General features: G+C 64.1%; 21 protein-coding genes. 11 read left to right on the top strand and 10 right to left on the bottom strand.

Annotated features, from left to right (window positions below):
• The first annotated feature begins 135 nt into the window (after nucleotides 1-135).
• Nucleotides 136-549, top strand: coding sequence for a hypothetical protein (locus tag IAG39_RS08680; RefSeq protein ID WP_059371795.1), 414 nt, complete (start codon nucleotides 136-138; stop codon nucleotides 547-549).
• The gene (locus IAG39_RS08675; RefSeq protein ID WP_118933810.1) at nucleotides 542-2,287 is read left to right on the top strand and encodes a PHA/PHB synthase family protein; all 1,746 of its coding nucleotides are present in this window, start codon (nucleotides 542-544) and stop codon (nucleotides 2,285-2,287) included. Before IAG39_RS08680 ends, IAG39_RS08675 begins: the two co-directional genes overlap by 8 nt.
• A 37-nt stretch (nucleotides 2,288-2,324) precedes the next feature.
• Here the strand turns inward: IAG39_RS08675 and IAG39_RS08670 are convergent, their stop codons facing one another.
• The 4 genes from IAG39_RS08670 to IAG39_RS08655 all read right to left on the bottom strand — a co-directional run bounded on the left by IAG39_RS08670 (nucleotide 2,325) and on the right by IAG39_RS08655 (nucleotide 5,101).
• Nucleotides 2,325-2,939 (bottom strand): hypothetical protein, encoded by a 615-nt coding sequence (locus IAG39_RS08670; protein WP_118933809.1) that lies wholly within the window; start codon nucleotides 2,937-2,939, stop codon nucleotides 2,325-2,327.
• A 68-nt stretch (nucleotides 2,940-3,007) separates the two neighbouring features.
• On the bottom strand, nucleotides 3,008-3,322 hold the full coding sequence (locus IAG39_RS08665; protein ID WP_124260386.1) for a hypothetical protein: 315 nt from the start codon (nucleotides 3,320-3,322) through the stop codon (nucleotides 3,008-3,010).
• 116 nt (nucleotides 3,323-3,438) lie between these two features.
• Nucleotides 3,439-4,422: a zinc-dependent alcohol dehydrogenase family protein gene (locus IAG39_RS08660; RefSeq protein WP_118933808.1), complete on the bottom strand. Its 984-nt coding sequence runs from the start codon at nucleotides 4,420-4,422 to the stop codon at nucleotides 3,439-3,441.
• 31 nt (nucleotides 4,423-4,453) lie between these two features.
• On the bottom strand, nucleotides 4,454-5,101 hold the full coding sequence (locus IAG39_RS08655; protein ID WP_118933807.1) for a BON domain-containing protein: 648 nt from the start codon (nucleotides 5,099-5,101) through the stop codon (nucleotides 4,454-4,456).
• Between the two features lie 293 nt (nucleotides 5,102-5,394).
• On the opposite strand from IAG39_RS08655, the gene IAG39_RS08650 reads away from it, so the two are divergent.
• Both IAG39_RS08650 and IAG39_RS08645 read left to right on the top strand, forming a co-directional pair.
• Complete coding sequence (locus tag IAG39_RS08650) at nucleotides 5,395-5,853, top strand: universal stress protein (RefSeq protein WP_118933806.1); 459 nt, start codon at nucleotides 5,395-5,397, stop codon at nucleotides 5,851-5,853.
• A 48-nt stretch (nucleotides 5,854-5,901) separates the two neighbouring features.
• Entirely contained in the window at nucleotides 5,902-7,665 is a 1,764-nt protein-coding gene (locus tag IAG39_RS08645) for an adenosylcobalamin-dependent ribonucleoside-diphosphate reductase (protein ID WP_118933805.1), read from the top strand.
• 122 nt (nucleotides 7,666-7,787) lie between these two features.
• On the opposite strand, the gene IAG39_RS08640 is transcribed toward IAG39_RS08645, so the two are convergent.
• Genes IAG39_RS08640 through IAG39_RS08620 form a run of 5 tightly spaced genes read right to left on the bottom strand, consistent with a single transcriptional unit; the run spans nucleotide 7,788 to nucleotide 12,538 of the window.
• On the bottom strand, nucleotides 7,788-8,885 hold the full coding sequence (locus tag IAG39_RS08640) for an SDR family oxidoreductase (RefSeq protein WP_118933804.1): 1,098 nt from the start codon (nucleotides 8,883-8,885) through the stop codon (nucleotides 7,788-7,790).
• A 7-nt stretch (nucleotides 8,886-8,892) separates the two neighbouring features.
• Nucleotides 8,893-9,864, bottom strand: a complete 972-nt coding sequence (locus IAG39_RS08635) for a Bug family tripartite tricarboxylate transporter substrate binding protein (RefSeq protein ID WP_118933829.1) — start codon at nucleotides 9,862-9,864, stop codon at nucleotides 8,893-8,895.
• Between the two features lie 57 nt (nucleotides 9,865-9,921).
• Nucleotides 9,922-10,839: an SMP-30/gluconolactonase/LRE family protein gene (locus tag IAG39_RS08630; RefSeq protein ID WP_118933803.1), complete on the bottom strand. Its 918-nt coding sequence runs from the start codon at nucleotides 10,837-10,839 to the stop codon at nucleotides 9,922-9,924.
• Nucleotides 10,840-10,850: 11 nt separating this feature from the next.
• The gene (locus IAG39_RS08625) at nucleotides 10,851-11,177 is read right to left on the bottom strand and encodes a hypothetical protein (RefSeq protein WP_059371786.1); all 327 of its coding nucleotides are present in this window, start codon (nucleotides 11,175-11,177) and stop codon (nucleotides 10,851-10,853) included.
• A gap of 2 nt (nucleotides 11,178-11,179) precedes the next feature.
• Entirely contained in the window at nucleotides 11,180-12,538 is a 1,359-nt protein-coding gene (locus IAG39_RS08620; protein WP_118933802.1) for an acyclic terpene utilization AtuA family protein, read from the bottom strand.
• Between the two features lie 110 nt (nucleotides 12,539-12,648).
• On the opposite strand from IAG39_RS08620, the gene IAG39_RS08615 reads away from it, so the two are divergent.
• Nucleotides 12,649-13,542 (top strand): LysR family transcriptional regulator, encoded by an 894-nt coding sequence (locus tag IAG39_RS08615; RefSeq protein ID WP_059371784.1) that lies wholly within the window; start codon nucleotides 12,649-12,651, stop codon nucleotides 13,540-13,542.
• Here the strand turns inward: IAG39_RS08615 and IAG39_RS08610 are convergent.
• Nucleotides 13,539-14,234: a FadR/GntR family transcriptional regulator gene (locus IAG39_RS08610; RefSeq protein ID WP_059371783.1), complete on the bottom strand. Its 696-nt coding sequence runs from the start codon at nucleotides 14,232-14,234 to the stop codon at nucleotides 13,539-13,541. The genes IAG39_RS08615 and IAG39_RS08610 overlap by 4 nt on opposite strands.
• Before the next feature lie 269 nt (nucleotides 14,235-14,503).
• Between IAG39_RS08610 and IAG39_RS08605 the strand changes: the two genes are divergently transcribed.
• From IAG39_RS08605 to IAG39_RS08580, 6 genes are all read left to right on the top strand, one after another.
• The gene (locus IAG39_RS08605; protein WP_118933801.1) at nucleotides 14,504-15,631 is read left to right on the top strand and encodes a cupin domain-containing protein; all 1,128 of its coding nucleotides are present in this window, start codon (nucleotides 14,504-14,506) and stop codon (nucleotides 15,629-15,631) included.
• An 11-nt stretch (nucleotides 15,632-15,642) separates the two neighbouring features.
• A complete protein-coding gene (locus IAG39_RS08600) occupies nucleotides 15,643-16,779 on the top strand; it encodes an LVIVD repeat-containing protein (RefSeq protein ID WP_059371781.1) in 1,137 nt (378 codons plus the stop codon).
• A gap of 1 nt (nucleotide 16,780) precedes the next feature.
• Entirely contained in the window at nucleotides 16,781-17,158 is a 378-nt protein-coding gene (locus IAG39_RS08595; RefSeq protein WP_059371780.1) for a RidA family protein, read from the top strand.
• Between the two features lie 39 nt (nucleotides 17,159-17,197).
• Nucleotides 17,198-17,800, top strand: coding sequence for a glutathione S-transferase family protein (locus tag IAG39_RS08590; RefSeq protein WP_059371779.1), 603 nt, complete (start codon nucleotides 17,198-17,200; stop codon nucleotides 17,798-17,800).
• 20 nt (nucleotides 17,801-17,820) lie between these two features.
• The gene (locus tag IAG39_RS08585; protein WP_223283455.1) at nucleotides 17,821-18,624 is read left to right on the top strand and encodes an ABC transporter ATP-binding protein; all 804 of its coding nucleotides are present in this window, start codon (nucleotides 17,821-17,823) and stop codon (nucleotides 18,622-18,624) included.
• Between the two features lie 92 nt (nucleotides 18,625-18,716).
• Nucleotides 18,717-19,445, top strand: coding sequence for an ABC transporter permease (locus IAG39_RS08580; RefSeq protein ID WP_223283454.1), 729 nt, complete (start codon nucleotides 18,717-18,719; stop codon nucleotides 19,443-19,445).
• Nucleotides 19,446-19,450: the final 5 nt, after the last annotated feature.

Genomic DNA, 19,450 nt, shown 5'->3' with positions numbered 1-19,450 from the left:
CGCGCCGCAACCCCGTAAAGTTGGCCGCGAATTGAGTTTCGTCAAGCCGGTCCGGGCAGGAGATCCTATTCTGAACAGGTCGCGCCCGGCGGACGCCGTTGCGGCGCTCCCTCTACCCTCGCGGAGGAACTCGTCATGCAACCGGATTACGAGCCCTATGTGGCACTGTACAAGTATGGCCTGAATACTGCGCTGGCCATGGCCGAGAACTATTTCGACAGCGCCCGGCAGCTACGCGCCCTGCAGCTGAAGACCGACAAGGAAATGCTCGCCTTCGCGCAGCAGGCGCACGCCGAAATGGAATCCATGTCCACGGTAGCCGCAATTTGCTCCTATCAGCAGAAGCTGGCCGCCGATCTGCTGGGGCGTGAACTGGACTACCTGCGCGAGATCGAGAAGATCGCCCGCGCGGCATCCGCCTCTGCGTCCGCCACCTTGAGGGACAGCAAGAATCCGTGGCAGGAGCGGGTCTCGGAGGTCGCGTTCGACGTCGGCCAGTTTCTCGCCAACGGCAACGCGATGAGTTCCGCCGGCGGCAAGAATGCGTAGCGTCAGGAATTGGCAAACTGAAGAAGGTCCGTTCCAGGCGCTGAACCATTGGAAAGAAGCGCTGATCGCGCAGGCTACGGGCGGAGGCTCGCCGGCCGCGTTCGCGCTCGCGCTCGCCGATTGGTGGATGCACCTTTGCACCGCGCCCGGCAAGCAGCTCGAACTGGGGTTGAAATGCGGCACTGAAGCCGCGGCGCTGTGCCGGCACGCCGCCCTGCCCTGGACCGGCGTGAACCGAAGCGCTTCCACGCCCGCGGCCGACAGCGCGCAAGCGCCGCCGGCCTGGCAGCGCGAACCCTTCAGCCTGTGGTTGCACGCATTCCAATCGGCGCGGCTATGGTGGATGGACGCCACCAGGGATGTACCCGGCGTCGCCGCCCACCACGCGGATCTGGTGTCGTTTTGCGCGGCCCAGTGGTGCGATATGTTCTCGCCAGCCAATTTCGCGTGGTCCAATCCCGTCGTGCTGGAACGATCCCTGGCCGAAGGCGGCCGCAACCTGATTGCCGGCCAGATGAACTTTCTTGCCGATCTGCAGCGCAGGCTGAGCCACGCCCCCGAGGAAGGGACGGAGCGCTTTCAGGTAGGCAAGGACGTGGCGGTCACGCCCGGCGCGGTCGTCTTCAGGAATCATCTCATCGAATTGATCCAGTACGAGCCGTCGACCGCCACGGCGCACCCCGAGCCGATACTCATCACCCCTGCGTGGATCATGAAGTACTACGTGCTGGACCTGTCGCCGGGAAACTCCCTGATCCGGCATCTGGTCGCGCAGGGTTACACGGTGTTCTGCATCTCCTGGCGCAATGTGGATTCACGGGACCGGAACCTGTCCCTGGACGATTACCTCCACATGGGCTTCATGGCTGCGCTGGACGCCGTTTGCCGCATCGTGCCAGGCCGCCGCGTGCACGCCGTGGGCTACTGCCTGGGCGGTACCCTGCTGTGCATCGCCGCCGCCGCGATGGCGGGAAAAAAGGACGACCGCCTGGCCACGCTCACGCTTCTGGCGGCGCAAACCGACTTCACCGAACCGGGCGGACTGGGACTGTACATCGATGCCAGCGAGGTGTACTTGCTGGAAAGCCTGATGTGGGCGCAGGGCTACCTTTCAGCCGGCCAGATGTCCGCCGCGTTCCAGGCGCTGCGGCCCGTCAGCGATACGGCCGCGCGCGCCGTGCGCAGGTATCTGCTGGGCGAGCATACGGCGCCCAATGACCTGATGGCATGGAACGCGGACTCCACCCGCATGCCTTACCGCATGCATGCCGAGTATCTGCGCAAGCTCTTCCTGAACAACGAGCTGGCGGAGGGCCGCTACCAGGTCGACGGCCGCATCATCGCCCTGCGCAACATCCGCGTGCCCATCTACGCCCTGGGCACCGAAAACGACCGGATCGCGCCGTGGCAGTCCATCTACAAGATCCACTACCAGACCGACGCCGACATCCGCTTCGTTCTCGCCAGCGGCGGACATAACGCAGGCGTCGTCAGCGAGCCCGGGCATCCCGGGCGCTGGCACCGCGTAAGGGAAGGCGAAATGGACAGGCTGCGCGTCGGTCCGGGCGAATGGGCGGCCGCCAGCACCCTGCGCCCCGGATCTTGGTGGCCCGATTGGCATGCCTGGCTCGATGCCCACTCCGGTCCCGCGCAGCCGGGCCTGCGGCCCCTGGGCGAGCCCGGGGCCATCGGCGCCTCCTTGACGCCTGCCCCGGGGCGCTTCGTGCTTCAGAATTGACCAGCAGGGTTGCCGCGGCGGCGCACGATCAAGATCTTCAGGGCGCGGCGTCGCAAGCCCCGTTCTCCTGCGCGCACATGAAGACAGGCACCTTGATGAAAAGAATGCCTTTCAGCGCGAGCCCCCGCACCAGCCCGACGTCCGACAGGATAAAACCCGCAATCGGCTCGATGACCAGATTGCGTCCCGCCATGGCGGTCTCGTCCAGGACCTGGATGGTTCCGCTCGCGCCCTCCACCCATCCGGGGGCAGCCTGGAACGCCCGCAACGCCTCGTAGTTGGAGAAAAACAGGATCAGCGCCTTTCCGTCCAGCCCAAGCACCGAACCCGGGGGGCTGGCCATGGCGTTGTAATAGCTGCGCCCTCCCACCGCGTCGATCAGCACGCCCCGGCCATAGGCCATGCCCAGGATGCCGCCATCCGCATGCAGCGCAGGCACGACCAGCACGCCAAAGGAACGCGCGACCAGCGCCTGCGCTTTGCGCGATTGAAGATAGAGACGCGATAGCGCCGCCTCCGCCTCCTGGTCCACCCGCTTGAGTACGGCGGGAGACACCGACGAGAGCGAATCCGCCGGCTGTCCAAAGGCGATTTCAACAGGCACGATGGCCAGGAGGAGTTGAAGCCATATGGCAAGGACGCGGGTCTTCATGAGTCCTCCAGGGTTGCGGCGCATTCCGGCTCGCGGCTGCGCGGTTCATCACGACGCCCGCCGGCGTTTCAGCGTGCGCCCTTGTGGTCCTTCTGGCCGGTATTCTTGTGCCGCCCCAACAACTCGGCCGTTTCGGCCTTCTGCCGCTGTTGCTCGGCGTTTTCCTTGGCATCCGAACGCGCCTTTTCCTGTTTGGCGGGCGGGGTTTTGGCAGGCTGTTGCATGTTGGTCTCCTGGACATCGGGGCGCGCCGACTGGGCGGCACATTGATAAAGGCGTAGATGAAAACTGCGGACATCGCCGCTAGGCATCCCCCGCCGGCAGGCCGCGGGCATGTATCCCATCTTGAGCCTTCCACCGGCGTTCTTGTTGACCAAAATCACAAACTCGATGCCGACGCGGCGGCGACCGGCCGGACCGCGCAGGGTACGGAGCGGGGCGGATCGGCACGCCGCTGAACAGGCGGCAGCTCGCCCAGCGTGACGGGCGTCGAGGCCTTTCAAGGAATCAAGACTGCCGTTGCTTGGATACGACCCATGCGGACATCGTCCAACGCCGCGTTCGCCTCTTCAAGAGGATATATGCGCACGTCGCACTGCACGTCGGAGGCGATGGCAACATCCATGAACTCCCGCCCATCGGCACGGGTCAGGTTGGCCACGGATACAAGCTGGCGCTCCTCCCATAGCAGTCGGTACGGAAAGGACGGAATATCCGACATATGAATGCCGCCGCACACTACGCAACCTCCCTTGCGTACCGCTTTCAGCGCCGCAGGGACGAGATCCCCCACTGGCGCGAAGATGATGGCGGCATCCAGTTGCTCCGGCGGGTCACTCATGCTGTCTCCCGCCCATACGGCGCCGAGCGCGCTGGCCTGCTGTTGGGCAGGAAAATCCCCTGCCCGCGTAAAGGCGTAGACGTGCCGGCGCTGCCAGGCGCAGACTTTCGCCACTATCTGGCCCGCGGACCCGAATCCATAGATGCCAAGCCTCTGCGCTGGCCCCGCTGCCCGCAACGCTCGCCAGCCGATCAGCCCCGCGCACATCCAAGGTGCCATTGAGGCCGCACTCCGGTCCCGAGGCACCGGAAATATGTATCGTGCGTCTGCGATCAGGTGCGAGGCAAAGCCGCCAGCCCGCGTATAGCCGGTGAATTCCGCGAAATCGCAAAGGTTTTCTCGCCCCGACAGGCAATAGCCGCATTGGCCGCAAGTCTTCCCCAGCCACGCCGCGCCTACGCGCCGCCCCACCACGCCCGGGTCGACGCCTGCGCCTGCCTGCTCTATGACGCCTATCACCTCGTGCCCGGGCGTGACCGGATAGCGCAGGCCCGGCAGCTCGCCATCCACCACGTGCAGATCGGTGCGGCAGACGGCGCACGCCTCGACCCTCAGCCTCACCTCGCCGCCGCCCGGCTCGGGCGTGGCGCCGTGCTCCAGGGTCAGAGGCTCGCCCGCAGCCCGTTGCACCATGCTTTTCATGGCGGGCGCCCTGGTCGGCCGCGGCGTCGGCCTAGCCGACCGCCAGCTTGTCCTGCACTTCGACCACACCGGGCACCGCCCAGGCCGCCCGCTCCGCGCCGCCACGTTCGACCCAGCTATTGACCCGGCCGCTCAGTACGACCTTATGGTCATGCACGCTGACTTCCACGCGGTTGGCCTCGACCAGCGCACTGTTCAGCAGCGCTTCCTCGATCTTCCGCTTGACGTCGCCCGCGTGCACGGAGGGCGTCACTTCGATCAGGTTCGATATGCCAGTCACGCCTGAAAGCTTGTGGACCGCGTGCGCCGCCGCTTCGCGTTGATAGAACCACTCGACGGAGCCATTCAACGTCACCCAGCCCTTGTGCACGGACACCTGGACCTTGCCATCGGGAATCGTCGAATCCCAGGCAATGATGCTGAGCGCCCGCGAGGCGATCTGGTCGTCCGCAAGCTGCTTGTCCGCAGCCATCCGCACCTCGATCTCCTGAGCGATTCCGCGGACTCCCTTGACGCGTTGAACCGTTTCCTCGGCGGCCAGTTTCTGCGCGAAAGTGCTGACATGCCCCGTCAACGTCACTACGCCGTTCTCCGCCACCACGCCTATGTGCAGATTATTGACGCTGGGCTCGAATTCCAGCGCCCTCTGCACCCTGTCCCGCAGTTCCGCATCGATCATGATGCTCTCCTGAATGCTCGCGGTTGAACCAAGTCCAGCCCAATTCGGAATCGCCGAGCCCGGTTGCGGCCATATGATGATTCCCCATTCTTGGCCTGGGCCTCCCGGACATATTGATCCATGCCCGCGGGCTCTCGTTGATTTTTGTCATGCAAATATGGGGGCAAAACCGCGGCGGCTGCCCGTCCCGGGTCAAGACGCCTCGCCTCGCGCCATTCTTGACAACGGTCAATATTCCGGACGCGCACCCTCCGATACTGAGTATCCGTTCCCCCACTACGCGGAGCTCCAGCATGTATCAGAAAATTCTTGTGCCCATAGACGGCAGTCCGACGTCCGAGCTGGGCCTGAAGGAAGCCATACGAATCGCGCGCGCCACGGGCGCCAGCCTACGCTTGATTCATGTCATCGATGAACTCTCGTTCGCCTTTACCGCCGACGCGTACAGCTATCGCGCGGGCGAGCTGTTGGACCTGGTCCGAAAGAACGGCGCAAAGGTGCTCGAAGCGGCGCTGGAGAAAGCCAAGGCAGCGGAGGTGGAAGCAGACACGGTGCTATATGAAAACCTCGACAGGACCGTTAAGCAAAGGGTGCTGGACGAAGCCTTGGCGTGGAAGGCGGACTTGATCGTCATCGGCACGCATGGACGCCGGGGACCGAGCCGCCTGGTGCTGGGAAGCAGCGCCGAGGGCATCATGCGCGGCGCCGCCGTACCTGTGCTGCTGGTGCGCGCCCCCGAAGGCGGCGCGTAGGTCCCAGGGGCTCCTGTGCGCTTGCCGCAGGAAATCTGTGCGCGAGTGATGGCCGACCGTTATGCCGGGCCGAACGAGGTCTCGGCGCGGCAGATCTACCGGCGGGTGGCTCGCGCATTGTCCAAGGCCGAGCCTGCGGAGCAACGCGCCGCCATCGCGCAAGTCTTTCTGCGGAACATGACGCTGGGCGCGATCGGCGCCGGCCGCATCATGGCCAACGCCGGCCGGGACATCCACGCGACCATGGTCAACTGTTTTGTGCAACCGGTCGGCGTCGGCGCACCCGGCCTGTCCTTCGAGGCGGGTCTGGATGAGGCCTGCAAGACACTCGCCATGGGCGGCGGAGTCGGCTATGACTTTTCGGCGTTGCCGCCAGCATCGGCCGATCCAAAGGCCCGGGACTCCATGCCCGGCGTCTGCGCCGCGATCGACAGGTACGACGCGGCCTGCGCTGGCCTGACGTTTCAAGGCAGCAGGCGGGGCGCGCAAATGGCGGTGCTGGCCTGCAATCACCCCGATATTCTCGAATTCGTGCGCGCCAAGCATGGCCGCACACGATGGTCGACATTCAATATTTCAGTCGCGGTGACCGATGCGTTCATGACCGCCGTCCAGCAAGACGAGGCATGGTCCTTGCTGCACCCTGCGCTACCCGATGCGCGCAGCATTTCCTTGGGTGCAGCCAAGCTGGCCTGCGGGCTATGGCGGTATGGCCAGGTACCCGCCCGCACGCTCTGGCGCGCCATCGCCGGTCAGGCCGTGCACAGTTCGGAGCCCGGCATCCTGTACATCGACACCATCAACCGCGCCAACAATCTGCGTGCAGTCGAAACCCTACGGGCCACCAACCCCTGTGGTGAACAGCCTCTGCCGGACTATGGCGGCTGCGTGCTGGGTCCGATCAATCTCACCCGCCTGGTCAGGCATCCGTTCGGCCTGGGCGGGCAGCCGACGGTCGACCTGAAACGATTGGGTCAGATGGTTCGGACACAGGTACGCATGCTGGACAATGTGATTGATTTGACCGAATGGCCGCTTCCCGCTCAGGCGGCGCAAGCGCATTCCAAGCGTCGGATTGGGATAGGAGTGACCGGCCTGGCGGATATGCTCGCCATGATGAAACTGCGTTACGACAGCGAACCCGGACGATCGGCAGCGAGAGCCGTCGCACGCTGTATTCGTGACCATGCCTACGCGGCATCTGCCGCGCTGGCCGCGCAGCGAGGACCATTCCCCCTGTATCGCCCCAACGATTACCTGGCCGCGGACGCGATCGGCAGCGCACTCCCTGTGGCGGTCCGGCAAGCGATTGCCGCGCATGGCTTGCGCAACAGCCACCTGGTTTCATTCGCACCTGCCGGCAGCGTCAGCCTTGCCTTCGCGGATGGCTGCTCCAGCGGCATCGAACCCGCCTTCGACTGGGCATATCGGCGGCGCCTTCAATTGCGAGACGACAACACAGCGGAAATGGTCGTGGAGAACCATGCATGGCGGCTTTGGAAACACTCCCAGCCTCCCGGCTCGCCGATTCCCGAGTACTTCCGAAAAAGCGCGGATATCGCGCCGGCAGACCACCTGTTCATGTTGGCGGGCATGCAACCATTCGTAGATGCCGCCATCTCAAAGACCGTCCCAGTACCCGGCAATTATCGTACGGAGGACGCGCAAGAATTGTTCATGCTGGCTTGGAGAATGGGGTTGAAAGGCCTGACAGTGTTCCGGCCAGATGCGCATTTGGCCGAGGTAATGACCTCCTCGGTCAACGTATCAGCATCTGAATGTCCAACGCGTAGTCCCGATACCTGCGGCTAGCGCAGTCACATGGCTCCGTAGGCCACGGTCTCGGTCAAGCTCGAACCGTGCGCTGGCGGTATTGATCGGCGCATGCAACAGGAGGGCGCGCGCGCCCTCCCCCGCGCAACCCGCCCTTTTCGCTACGCTCCCGCCAGGGAGGATGGAATGATCTTGCGCTCCATCAGCACCCCCAGCCAGTGCTTCACGCATGCCTCGGTGTCATAGGTCTGCGTGAAGCCCGCCTGTTTGATCTTGACCGTACTGACAAATGCGGGCGCGGGCGGGGTCTTCAGGCCATAGCCGAAACGGGCGTCGGCCGAGTAATGGGATTCGCCAAGGATCTGCGCCATGCTCAGGGGCCGCAAGCCATGCTGCTTGACGATCTCGTCCCACAGGGTTGCCCGGCTGGGCAGGTATTCGGCCAGGCGGACAGGCTGGTCCGGGCCGGCTTCGACGCCCAGGAACTCCGCCAGGGACGGCCACAGGTCGTGCCAGCTGAACACTTCGCCGTTGGTAAGGTTGTAGTGCTCGTTCCAGGACGTCGGATGCTCCGCCGCCCAGACGCCCGCATCGCCGATCAGACGCGCATCCACGGCTTCACGCGGATAGGAAATGTGGCCGGGATAGCAGAACGGCTTTCCTTCGGCGCGGCACACCGCCGCGTAGACGCCGATGACCGGCACGGTATTCATCGCCACGCCCACATTGGGGCCCAGCACGATGGTGGGCCGGAAGATCGTCCAGCCAAAGCCGCTCTGTGCGGCCTTTTCCCGGATGTAGTCTTCCTGGAACCAGTATGAGTTCGGATGATCGTCGCGAGGCTGGCGTTCACGCGCCGGCGTGCGGATGGGATGCAGGTGCACGCCATAGGCCTTGGTGCCCTGCAGCACGCTGACATGCCGCAGCGTGCCGCTGGCGGCCAGCGGCTCGATGACGTTCCTGATCATGCTCAGGTTGGTGGCCATCTGCTCCGGGTCCCGCCAGCCGGCGATGAGGCCAGGCTTCTCATAGACGGCCGCATAGAACACGTGCGTGGCTTCTGGCATGTCCCCAAAGGCGCGACGGCACGCCTGCGCGTCCTGCAGATCGACCGGCAGATGGGTGTACGGCCGTTGGCTGATGATCTCCGGACGCCGGCGGGAAACCGCGACGACGTCCCAGCCCGCGTTCAGGAATGAATCGACGGCAGCGGAGCCGACCAGCCCGCTGGCGCCAGTAACGATAACGGTGCGTGACATGATTCCGTCAATCCATGACCAGGTTGATCTGCTTGAACAATTCCTTGAAACGGACGTACTCGTCCGCCATGCGCTTGCCGAAGTCCGCCCGGCTGTCCGCTGAAGGAACGATACCCAGGCCGGCGAATTTCTCCTGCGTTTCCGGGTTGTTCACGGCCTTGACGATCTCATCGTGGAGACGGTCCAGGATCGCTTGCGGCGTGCCGGCGGGCGCGACGATGCCGTACCAGGCGACGCTTTCCGCGCCTGGCAGTCCGGCTTCGGCGACAGTGGGGACGTCCGGCAGCAAGGGCGAACGCTTGGCATCGGCCACGGCCAGGGCGCGCAACTGGCCGGACTTCACGAACGACAGGATGGGCGGCACGCCGCTGATGACCATCTGGGTGCGCCCGCCCAGGGTGTCGGTGATCGCATCGCTGTTGCCCTTGTATGGCACGTGCAGGATTTCGGTCTTGGACAGGTGCTGGAACAGCTCGCCGGCGATATGACCGCTGGTCCCGACGCCAGCCGAGGCGTAGTTGACCTTGTTCGGATTGGCCTTGATGTAGGCAATCAGCTCCTGCAGGTTCGTCACCGGAATCGACGGGTTGACCAGGATGACGTTCGGTCCCGTGGCCACCAGGGCTACCGGCGCCAGATCCTTGAGCGGGTCATAGGGCATTTTGCTGCGGGCATTGGGATTGACCGTGATCGGCCCCGCGGAAGCGAAGCCGATGGTGTAGCCGTCCTTGCCGGACTTGGCGACGATGTCGGTGGCCAGGTCGCCGCCGGCGCCCGGCTTGTTCTCGACGATCACCGGCTGGCCCAGCTGCTCGGCCAGGGGTTTGGCCACCAGGCGCGCGATGATGTCGATGGAACTGCCGGGGCCGAAGGTGGCGATCAGGCGTATGGGGCGCGCGGGGTAGGCATCGGCGGCCTGCGCGCCCGTGACGGCGGCCAGGCTCAGGGCCAGGCCGGCGATCAATCGGAAAGGAATCATGATGTTGTCTCCCATGGATGGTGGTCTTTTATGTGGATCGAATTCGTGGCGCGCGGCTCAGTCTCTGTGCGAGTACATCCGCTTGCCGGGATGCGGCAGCCGGGCGCGCAGAATGACGCCCTGCTCCGCTTCGGTGATGAACAGGGAACGCCCGTCCTCGCCGCCGAAAGCAACGTTGGTGGTGCGCAGGCCCGCGCAGGAACGGATGCGGTAAAGGGGTTCGCCCAGCGGGCTGAACAGCCACACGGTGCCCGCCTGTGCGTGGACGATGGCCAGGTTGCCGGCCTCATCCAGGGCCATGCCGTCCGGCCCGGCCGTGCTGCCCGATAGCTGGATGAAACGGCTGGCTTTCTTCATCTGGCCGTCCGGTTCCAGCCGCAGCGCGTAGATGGCGTTGTCGTGCGTGATGGCCACGTAGAGCACGTTCTCGGCCTTGTTCATGACCAGACCGTTGGGGCCCGCCAGACCATCCATGATGAGGTCCACCGTCTTGCCGTCGGCGCGCAGGCGGAACACGCGGCCGGTGGGGTTTTCCAAGGCGCTTTCACCTTGATCGGTGAAGTACAGGTCGCCGTTGGAGGCGAAGAACAGATCGTTCAGGCCCTTCAAGCCTTCCCGCCGCACATGCTGCAGGTAGGGCCGGATGCTGCGGGTCTCGGGATCCAGAAGCATCAGGCCATGCAGATGGTCAGCGACGAAGATGCGGCCGTCGCGATGGATCTTCAGACCATTGGGTTCGCCTTCGTAGGTGACGACGACCTCGAAATTGCCCGCCGGATCCACGCGCAGGATGCGCCCATGCGCCAGATCGACGCACCAGAGATTGCCCGAGCGATCGAAAGAAGGCCCCTCCAGAAAAGAGTGCATCTTCACGTGGCGCGCGGCGAGCCAGGTCGAGGCCTGATCGGTCAGGTGCAGGGATTCGGGCAGCCGGGCGTAGACCTCGGTGCCCATGGGTTCAGCGGGAGGGTACATTGCGGTTCCTTTCAGGATTGCGGTGGGCAGGCCGGAAGTTCGATCCCCAGCATCAACGAACTAAGCGACTTGCCATGGGGATCCAGGCGCAGCGAGCGCGTGACGCCGCCCGACAGTACGTTCGGAATGACGAAGTTCAGCGCCCTCAGGCTTTCGACCTCATAGCGCCTCACCTTCCCTGCTCCCAAATGGGCAAAGGCCTGCTCTACGCGTTCGGCAGTGAGCGCCTGGCGCAGCAGGCGCCAGGCGTCCTCGTCGTAGGCAATGACGGCGATGCTCGAGGTATTGCCCTTGTCGCCGGCGCGCGCATGCGCCAGGTCATGAACCAGAATGCCCATGCTCAAGCTCCCACCGTAATGACTTCGGGCGTGACCCAGTCGCGCGGAATCAACAGGGCATCCACGGCTATGACTTCCTTGGCGCCCAGGTTGACGGGACCGCCCGCGCCATAAGGCCCTTGCATGTTCAGCTGCCGCACGTGGTCCCCCAACAGGTGGGCGCTCTTTTTGTCTGGACAGCGCGCCGACACGCGCAACCGGACTTCGTAGGGGTGGCCGGCGACGGCCTCCGGATGATCGCCATGCAGGCTGCTGATGCCGATCAGGTCTACCTGGATCTCGCTGGCCGCGCCGCCGTCAAGCCGGAACCGCTCTTTCACCGTGTCGGCCGCCAACCGCGCCCGCGCAATCGCGTTCACGCCCGCATAGGCCACCTCGCCGGTGCCTATCCACCCATCGAAGTAGCCGACCACGACCTTGTAGCGATCGGTCCGCGGCGCGGCGCGTATGCCGCGCACGGCCACCCGGTCCGCGTGCTGCTCCTCAAAATGCAGGCCTTCCAGGCTCAGTACGCAGTCTGGCGTCACGTAGGCCGCGGGATCATGGATTTCGTACAGCGCCTGCTCGGTGCAGGTCATGCGGTCGAGGCGGCCGCCCGAGCCAGCCGGCTTGCCTATGTACAACTCGCCGTCACCGTAAAGATCGGCATAGGGATAAGCCAGTTCGGCCAGGCGGGGAACGTCTTTCTTGCCTGGGTCGGCGAAGTAGCCGCCGGTGATCTGCGCCGAGCACTCCAGCAGATGGCCCATGATGGTGCCCGCCGCCAGCTTGGGCAGGTCCTGGTAGCTCCAGCCGTGATGATGCAAGGCCACGCCCAGAAACAGCGAGGGATCTGCGACCCGGCCCGTCAACACCACGTGCGCGCCGGTGGCGAGCGCATCGCGGACCACGTCGGCGCCCAGGTAGGCATTCGCCGACGCCAGTTGCGGCAGGATCGCCTCCAGCGGCAGATCGCGATCCAGCAGGCGCAGTTCGGGATGCAGGCGCACGCGGTCGGCCACGTCGTCGCCGACTACGGCGGCACACTTGAGATCCTGCCATCCCAAGGCCTGACCGATGTCCAGCGCGGCCTGCGCGGCGCCGGCCGGGTTGGCCGCGCCCATATTGGACACCAGCCGTACGCCTTTCTCCCGGCACGCCGGCAGGAAGGCGCGCATGCGCTCCTCCAGCATCGGGTTGTAGCCGTGAGCGCCGTCATGCTTGCGCGACAGCGTTTCGCGCGCGATGGTCCGTTCGGCCAGGCATTCGCACACCAGGTAGTCGATATCGCAGTCTTCCAGCAGCGGCATGGCCGGACCGATGCGGTCGTCCGCCATGCCGGCCCCTACGCCGATGCGCAGCCGCTTGCGCGGTTCATTCATGTCTGTCTCCATCCGTATTGCTACTTTGCGGCTTAGTATGCTGCGGCCAGTCTGATCTGAAAATTGATATATTTATATCTTCGTAATAACTCAAACGCATCACGCCGGCCATGACCCTGACCATTTCCGAACTGGAGGCGGTGCTGTTGGTGGCGGAAACGCTCAACTTCCGCATGGCCGCCGAACGCGTGCCTATTTCCCAGCCGGCGCTCAGCCGGCGCGTGCAGGCGGCGGAACAGAAGCTCGGCGCCAAGCTGTTCGACCGCGACAAGCATGGCGTGGCGCTGACCTCCGCCGGTGCGGAACTGGTACCGATTGCGATGCGGATGCTGTCGGAGTTCCGCGATTCGCTTAGCGATCTGTCCGAATTCATCGCGGGCCGCCGGGGCAGCATCAACATCTGGGCGCTCCCCTCCGTCGCCTCCGCCCTGCTGCCCGCGGCGACGCGCGCCTTCCAGAAGTCGCACCCTCAGGTGCGCCTGAACATCCACGCGGTTTCCGCGCGCCAGATCACGCAAGCCGTATCGGAAGGCAATGCCGACATCGGCATCTCCATCGAGGTTCCCGACCAGCCGGCCAGCGTGCAATTCACGCAACTACTGAAAGAGAACTTCGTGCTGATCTGCCCGATAGACGACCCGCTGGCGCAACGCAAGCGCGTGGATTGGAGCGTTTTCGCCGACAGGCCTTATGTGGCGAGCGGCCCCGCCAGCAGCATCCGCCAAGTCACCGACCAGATTCTGGCCGCCTCCGGCCGGCTGCCGGAAATGAACTACGTGTCCGACAATATTTCTGTCGTGGGCGCAATGGTGGCGGCCGGCGTGGGCATAGCGGCGGTGCCGCAGCTGGCCCTGCGCCTGATGGACACCTCGCGGCTGTGCAGCGTGGCGCTGCACTCGCCCACCGCGTCGCGCAACATCGGCATATTGCTCAAGAACCAACGGTCCCTGTCGGCGGCGGCGCTGCGCTTCCTGGACACTTTGCGGCGGACGGATCCGAGCTAGGAGCGCGGCGCCAGCTGGGTCTGCACACCCGTTCCGACCGGATTCAAACGATCCGCGATCTCGCGCTGCACACGCCACAGATGGACACGCATGCTCTGCTCGGCCGCATCCGGCGATCGACTCGCAATGGCTTCCGCGATTGCGCGGTGTTCCTGGTCACGCATCTGTATGCGCTCCCGCGTGGTTTGCGTCGTGGCGGGAATATGCAGGCGCTGGTCCGCGCCGACGTGGCGCAAGAACGCATAAAGGCTTGCCGCCAGTTGGTTCCCGGAGCTGTCCGCCAGCAATTTGTGGAACGCGATATCCCCGGTCGAGCGCGCAACCCCTGACGGCGTTGTGGCGGCTTCCAGGATTTTGGCGATCTGTACCGGCGAGGCCCGGATTGCGGCCAATCGCGCGATCGCCGGCTCCAGCACCATGCGCAGTTCGATCACTTCAAGCGCATTCGTCTCCTGGACCACGACATCGCCTTTGAGGATGGGCGGATCGTTGCGACGAATGGCCGGCCGCGGCAGTTCGGACGCCTCGCGCATCTTGTCCAGGGCAAGGCGCAAACGATGACGATTGACGTCCAGTTGCCCGGCGAGAACCCGCTCGGAAGGCAGTTCCTCCCCCTTGCCCAACAGCGCTCGAATCTGCGTGATCAACCTGCGTATGTCATTGGAAACCTCGGGTTGGCGGGTGCGTGCCATTGTTCCCTCGCGTCATGTTTTCGCAACCATCTTAGATTCGAAAACGGTTGAATCGCAATAAAAATAAACAACCGGTTGATAATTTTGATAAATCGAATTTTTCCGCATAACCAATTGTTTTATATCGTCTTTTTATAAATAAAAAGCACGACAAGCGGAGACCTTAGGGGTTTTCCATATCGAACCACAAATACCGTTTACACAACCATTGGTTGTTATTAGATTTGTTCCGCCATGTGGTTAATCAATAACTTTCAAGGGGAACATGTATGCACGGAACCCATCCCGCCAGCAGCACTCGCGAAGCGGATTTGTCGGCCATGTATGAGCAGATCGAGCGGAGATCCATGTTTCCGTTCTGGGCGCGCGAGAACGAGGCGCACGATGACATCAAACAGCTCGTCAGCGGCCCCAAGGCCGTGCCCTTCCGCTGGTCGTACAAAGAGGACATCCAGCCCCTGCTAGCCGAATCGGCGCGGCTGATCTCGACCGAAAACACCGACCGGCGCTCGCTGATCCTGGTCAATCCGGGCCTGGCCCCGCGCCGCGCAACGGTATCGACCCTCTACACCGCGTACCGTCAGAACGATCCCAACGAGATCATGCCTCCGCACTCGCACACCGCGAGCGCCATCCGCTTTGGGCTGACGGGCCAGCAGAACTTTACTGGCGTAGAGGGTGAAGACATCACTTTCCTGCCGGGCGACATGGTGCTCACGCCGCGCGACACCTGGCACAACCATGGCAATCTCGGCAACGAGTCCGCCATCAACCTATCGGTGCTTGACTACCCGCTGGTCGAAAACCTCAACGCGCTGAGCTTCAAGCACGACTACCAGGAAAACGGCGCAGTCGTGCGCAAGCAGAGCGCCCGCTTCCAGACCGAGTATTCGCGCACGGTCTATGGCGTGGGAGGCCTGACGCCCCGCTTTATCGACCATCGGCGCGGCGGCGGCGACTCATCGCCCATGTTCGTATATCGCTACGACGCCATGCGCGAGCTGCTCTACCGCTTCCGGGACTGGGACGAATCGCCGCACGAAGGCTTGCTCATTGAATACACGCATCCGTTGCGGGGCGGCCCGGTGTACCGGACGATGACCTTCTTCATGCAAATGGTCCGCCCCGGAGAGCAGACCCTGCCGCTGAAGCAGACGGCCAATCTCCTGGTGGCTCCGTTTTCCGGACAAGGCGCGATGACGATCGGCGACGAGAGCTTCCCGCTCGAGCCCTTCGATACCGTGGCCGTGCCCAGCGACACCTGGGTCCAGTACCGCAACGACCACACCGAACCATTGATCCTCTTCATCGCCAGCGACGAGCCGGCGCTGCGCGCAATGGGGCTTTTCCATCAGTGGGGCCGCACCGCGCAGGGCGACCTCATTGAGTTGGTCTGAGGAGGCCCGTCTTGGCTAAAGCTTGGAATACCTCGTTGGTGGCCCATGTGGACTGCGAGGGCGGCGGGCAGGTCTGGGTGGAAGGGAACACGATGTTCGTGTCCCATATGCGGCCACCCTATGGCACCTCCATCTATGACGTGGCGGATCCGCGGCGGCCCCGGCTGCTGGCCTCGCTCGAGGTGCCGATGGGATGGCATTCGCACAAGGTCCGGGCCAAGGACGGCCTGATGATCGTCAACTATGAAAAGTTCCGCGCCGGCGCGGACGATTTTGGCGGCGGACTGGGCATCTACGACGTCAGCCGTCCGGACCGCCCCCGCCTCATCAAGCACTGGAAGACGGGAACGGAGGGCGGAGGCGTGCATCGCTACGACTTCGATGGCCGCTATGCGTACATTTCGCCCACGGCTCCCGGCTTCGTCGGCAATATCGTGAAGATACTGGACCTGCAGGAACCATCGCGTCCCGAAGAAGTGGGAAGCTGGTGGATCCCTGGCCAGAACATGCAGGCCGGCGAGGACTATCCGTGGGACAACTATGTTCCGCCCCGCTGCCACCACCCGCTGCGCATGGGGAACCGGCTGTACGTGTCCTATTGGCACCACGGCATGTTCATCCTGGATATCGAGGACTTGTCGCGCCCCAAGCTGGTATCGCAATTCAACACCGGCCCGGCGCATCCTCATCCGACGCACACGGCCCTGCCGATTCCCATGCTGTTGAAAGGCCGGCAGATCCTGGTCGTCGCCGATGAAGACGTCGCCAAGCTGCGCCCGTCTCCACCAGCCTTCACCTGGCTGTTCGACATCACCGACGAACGCCAGCCCATTCCGGTCTCGACGTTCCAGGTCGATGGCGTCGATCCGGACGGCACACCCAAAGAACCCATGTCGGGCTGTCACCAGCCCGCCGAACGCTTCACGGGCAGCGTCCTGCCCTTTGCGTGGTTCGCGCGCGGCTTGCGGCTGGTCGACATCAGCGATCCCTTCAGGCCCAGGGAGGTCGGCTATTACGAGCCTGACACGCCCGCCGGGTTCGAGCGGGTCTCGTCGAACGACGTTACGACCGACTCGCGCGGCCTGCTCTATCTGCTGGACAGGCAGCGCGGGCTGGACATCATCGAAAGCTCCGTCTACGGAAACTGACATGACATATCTACAGCAAGCCTTCGGCAAGAAGAATCCCAACCTCCCCTTCCATCCAGCCGTGCGTGCGGGTGACTTCGTCTTCGTGTCCGGCCAGGTCGCCAAGGATGAGAACGGAGTCATGCAGGAAGGGACCATCGAACAGCTGACTCGCAGCACGATCGAAGCAATGCGCCGCGCCTTGCAGAGCGCCGGCTGCGACCTGGCGGACGTCGTCAAGGTCACGACCTACCTGGAGGATGCGCGCGACTTCGGCCGCTACAACGGCGTCTTCAAGGAGTACTTCCCAGACGGCATGCTGGCGCGCACCACGGTGGAAGCGCGCGCCGTCATCGACACCAAGATAGAGATCGAATGCATGGCCTACAAGCCGCTTTGACCGCAATCGGACAACAAACACACTCAAGGGAGTTGCATCATGTTGGAAGTTCTCGGCCGCGCCACGTCCGGCAATGTTCAGAAAGTACTGTTCCTGCTCGAGGAGCTGAAGGTTCCCTACGTGCGCAAAGACTACGGCAAGACATTCGAAGGCACGACGCTCACTGGGGAATACAAGGCCATCAACCCCACGCAGAAAGTGCCAACGCTGCGCGACGGTGACCTCCACATCTGGGAATCGCACACGATCCTGCGCTACATCGCCAACACGCACGAGGGCGAAACCCTGTACCCCGCCGACCCGGCAGCCCGCAGCCAGGTCGAGCGCTGGATGGACTGGACTTTGGCATCGCTGAACGTCGCGTACCTGGCGGGTTTCAAGGAAGCCAAGCTGCCTCCCGAAGAGCTGACCGAGGCCGCGGCGAAACTGTTGAGCGCGGAACTAACCCTGCTCGATGGTCACCTGGCGGGCAAGACCTGGGTGGCGGGCGACGCGATCTCCTTGGCCGATATCTGCCTGGCCCCGCTGGTCCGGCGCTGCCTGAAGTTCCCGCACGCCAAACCCGAATTGCCCAACCTGAAGGCATGGATGAAACGGGTCGAGGACAGGCCGGCCTTTGCCACGGCCGTCGCGGCCGGTTGAGGTCGGCCATGGAGACCGGCATGCACAAACCGCCAGACGGCTCTCAGATCCGCGCGCGCGGACTGACTGTCGACTTCGACACCCGCGCCGGACGTGTGCGGGTGCTCAACGACATTGACGTCGACATCGCGAAGGGATCCTTCACTTCCATCATCGGCCCATCCGGCTGCGGCAAGAGCACCCTGTTGAAGGTCTTTGCCGGATTGGTGCCGCCCACCGGCGGCGACGTCCGCGTGGCCGGCGTCGCGCCCACGGAAGCGGTGCGCCAGCGCCGCGTGGGCATGGTCTTCCAGGAAGCCGCGCTCATGCCCTGGCGCACGGCGCTGGAGAACGTCTGCTCGCTGATGCACCTGGTGCATGCCCGACCCAGGCAGGAAATTCTCCAGCGCGGGCGCGAAATGCTGCGACTCGTCGGGCTGGAGTATGCGGCCGACCGCTATCCCAAGCAGCTGTCCGGCGGCATGCGCCAGCGGGTTTCCATCGCGCGGGCCTTGGCCCTGGATCCCGAGGTACTGATGATGGACGAGCCGTTCGGCGCACTGGACGCCATCACCCGCGAAACCATGAGCGACTTCCTGCTGGAAATCTGGCAGCGCACCGGCAAGACCATCGTCTTCGTCACCCATTCCATCGACGAAGCCGTTTACCTCTCGGATCGGGTCTATGTCATGGCCACCAATCCCGCTCGCATCGTCGACTGTCTGCCGGTCGCGCTGCCGGGCCCGCGCAGCGAGGCCACGTTCGCCAAGCCCGAATTCCATGAGAAGTCCTATCAGCTTCGCCAGCTGCTCAAAACGGGCCACGCCCAGGGGAGCGCATCATGACGGCGGGTAGCACCATGAAAGCCAAAACACAGCCGCAAGTCCCAGCCGTTCCCCGGTTGCCGGGAAAGATCCGCCAAGCGCTCGGCGCGGCCATGCCCAGCATCGTGCTCGTGCTGATCGTCCTGGCGGCCTGGGAGGCCTGTGTCCGCATCCTGCAGGTGCCCGCGTTCGTCGTGCCCGCGCCGACGGACATCGCGGCCGTCCTGGTGGAACGGCAGGCGGAGCTCTTCCAGGCCTCGCTCGTCACGGGCGCGGAGATCCTGTACGGCTTCCTGTACTCGTGCCTGGTGGGCATCGCGATTGCGCTGCTGGTCGACCGCTACGCCTGGTTTGGCCGCGCAAGCTACCCGCTGATCGTGCTGTTCCAGAACGTGCCGAAGATCGCCCTGGCGCCGCTGCTGATTCTCTGGTTCGGGTACGACCTGCTTCCGAAGATCGCCCTGATCGTGATCATGGCCTTCTTCCCGGTCACGCTCAACATGCTGGTCGGCCTGCGGTCGGCCGATGCCAACCTGGTCGCGCTGCTCAGGTCCATCGGCGCGACGCCGAACCAGATACTGCGCCAGGTGAAGATCCCAGCTTCGCTTCCCGCCCTGATGGCGGGAATGAAGGTGGCCATCACGCTGAGCGTCATTGGAGCGATCGTGGGCGAATTCGTGGGCGCTTCGGCCGGGCTGGGCTACATGATCCAGTTCGCATCCAGCCAGATGGAAACAGCGTTGGTATTTGCCGCCCTGGTCCAGATTTCGGTGCTCGGCGTCTTTTTCTACTACGTCATCGAATTGATCGAGCACAGATTTCTGGGTTGGGCCACTCACTAAGTCGA

The organism is Achromobacter xylosoxidans, assembly GCF_014490035.1.
Taxonomy (GTDB): domain Bacteria; phylum Pseudomonadota; class Gammaproteobacteria; order Burkholderiales; family Burkholderiaceae_B; genus Achromobacter; species Achromobacter bronchisepticus_A.
This window is presented reverse-complemented; position numbering and strand designations above follow the sequence as displayed.

Coding starts and splice junctions, on each gene's coding strand:
- IAG39_RS08680 (WP_059371795.1), top strand. CDS start 136: ATGCAACCGGATTACGAGCCCTATGTGGCACTGTACAAGTATGGCCTG.
- IAG39_RS08675 (WP_118933810.1), top strand. CDS start 542: ATGCGTAGCGTCAGGAATTGGCAAACTGAAGAAGGTCCGTTCCAGGCG.
- IAG39_RS08670 (WP_118933809.1), bottom strand. CDS start 2,939: ATGAAGACCCGCGTCCTTGCCATATGGCTTCAACTCCTCCTGGCCATC.
- IAG39_RS08660 (WP_118933808.1), bottom strand. CDS start 4,422: ATGAAAAGCATGGTGCAACGGGCTGCGGGCGAGCCTCTGACCCTGGAG.
- IAG39_RS08655 (WP_118933807.1), bottom strand. CDS start 5,101: ATGATCGATGCGGAACTGCGGGACAGGGTGCAGAGGGCGCTGGAATTC.
- IAG39_RS08650 (WP_118933806.1), top strand. CDS start 5,395: ATGTATCAGAAAATTCTTGTGCCCATAGACGGCAGTCCGACGTCCGAG.
- IAG39_RS08645 (WP_118933805.1), top strand. CDS start 5,902: ATGGCCGACCGTTATGCCGGGCCGAACGAGGTCTCGGCGCGGCAGATC.
- IAG39_RS08640 (WP_118933804.1), bottom strand. CDS start 8,885: ATGTCACGCACCGTTATCGTTACTGGCGCCAGCGGGCTGGTCGGCTCC.
- IAG39_RS08635 (WP_118933829.1), bottom strand. CDS start 9,864: ATGATTCCTTTCCGATTGATCGCCGGCCTGGCCCTGAGCCTGGCCGCC.
- IAG39_RS08630 (WP_118933803.1), bottom strand. CDS start 10,839: ATGTACCCTCCCGCTGAACCCATGGGCACCGAGGTCTACGCCCGGCTG.
- IAG39_RS08625 (WP_059371786.1), bottom strand. CDS start 11,177: ATGGGCATTCTGGTTCATGACCTGGCGCATGCGCGCGCCGGCGACAAG.
- IAG39_RS08620 (WP_118933802.1), bottom strand. CDS start 12,538: ATGAATGAACCGCGCAAGCGGCTGCGCATCGGCGTAGGGGCCGGCATG.
- IAG39_RS08615 (WP_059371784.1), top strand. CDS start 12,649: ATGACCCTGACCATTTCCGAACTGGAGGCGGTGCTGTTGGTGGCGGAA.
- IAG39_RS08610 (WP_059371783.1), bottom strand. CDS start 14,234: ATGGCACGCACCCGCCAACCCGAGGTTTCCAATGACATACGCAGGTTG.
- IAG39_RS08605 (WP_118933801.1), top strand. CDS start 14,504: ATGCACGGAACCCATCCCGCCAGCAGCACTCGCGAAGCGGATTTGTCG.
- IAG39_RS08595 (WP_059371780.1), top strand. CDS start 16,781: ATGACATATCTACAGCAAGCCTTCGGCAAGAAGAATCCCAACCTCCCC.
- IAG39_RS08590 (WP_059371779.1), top strand. CDS start 17,198: ATGTTGGAAGTTCTCGGCCGCGCCACGTCCGGCAATGTTCAGAAAGTA.
- IAG39_RS08585 (WP_223283455.1), top strand. CDS start 17,821: ATGCACAAACCGCCAGACGGCTCTCAGATCCGCGCGCGCGGACTGACT.
- IAG39_RS08580 (WP_223283454.1), top strand. CDS start 18,717: ATGCCCAGCATCGTGCTCGTGCTGATCGTCCTGGCGGCCTGGGAGGCC.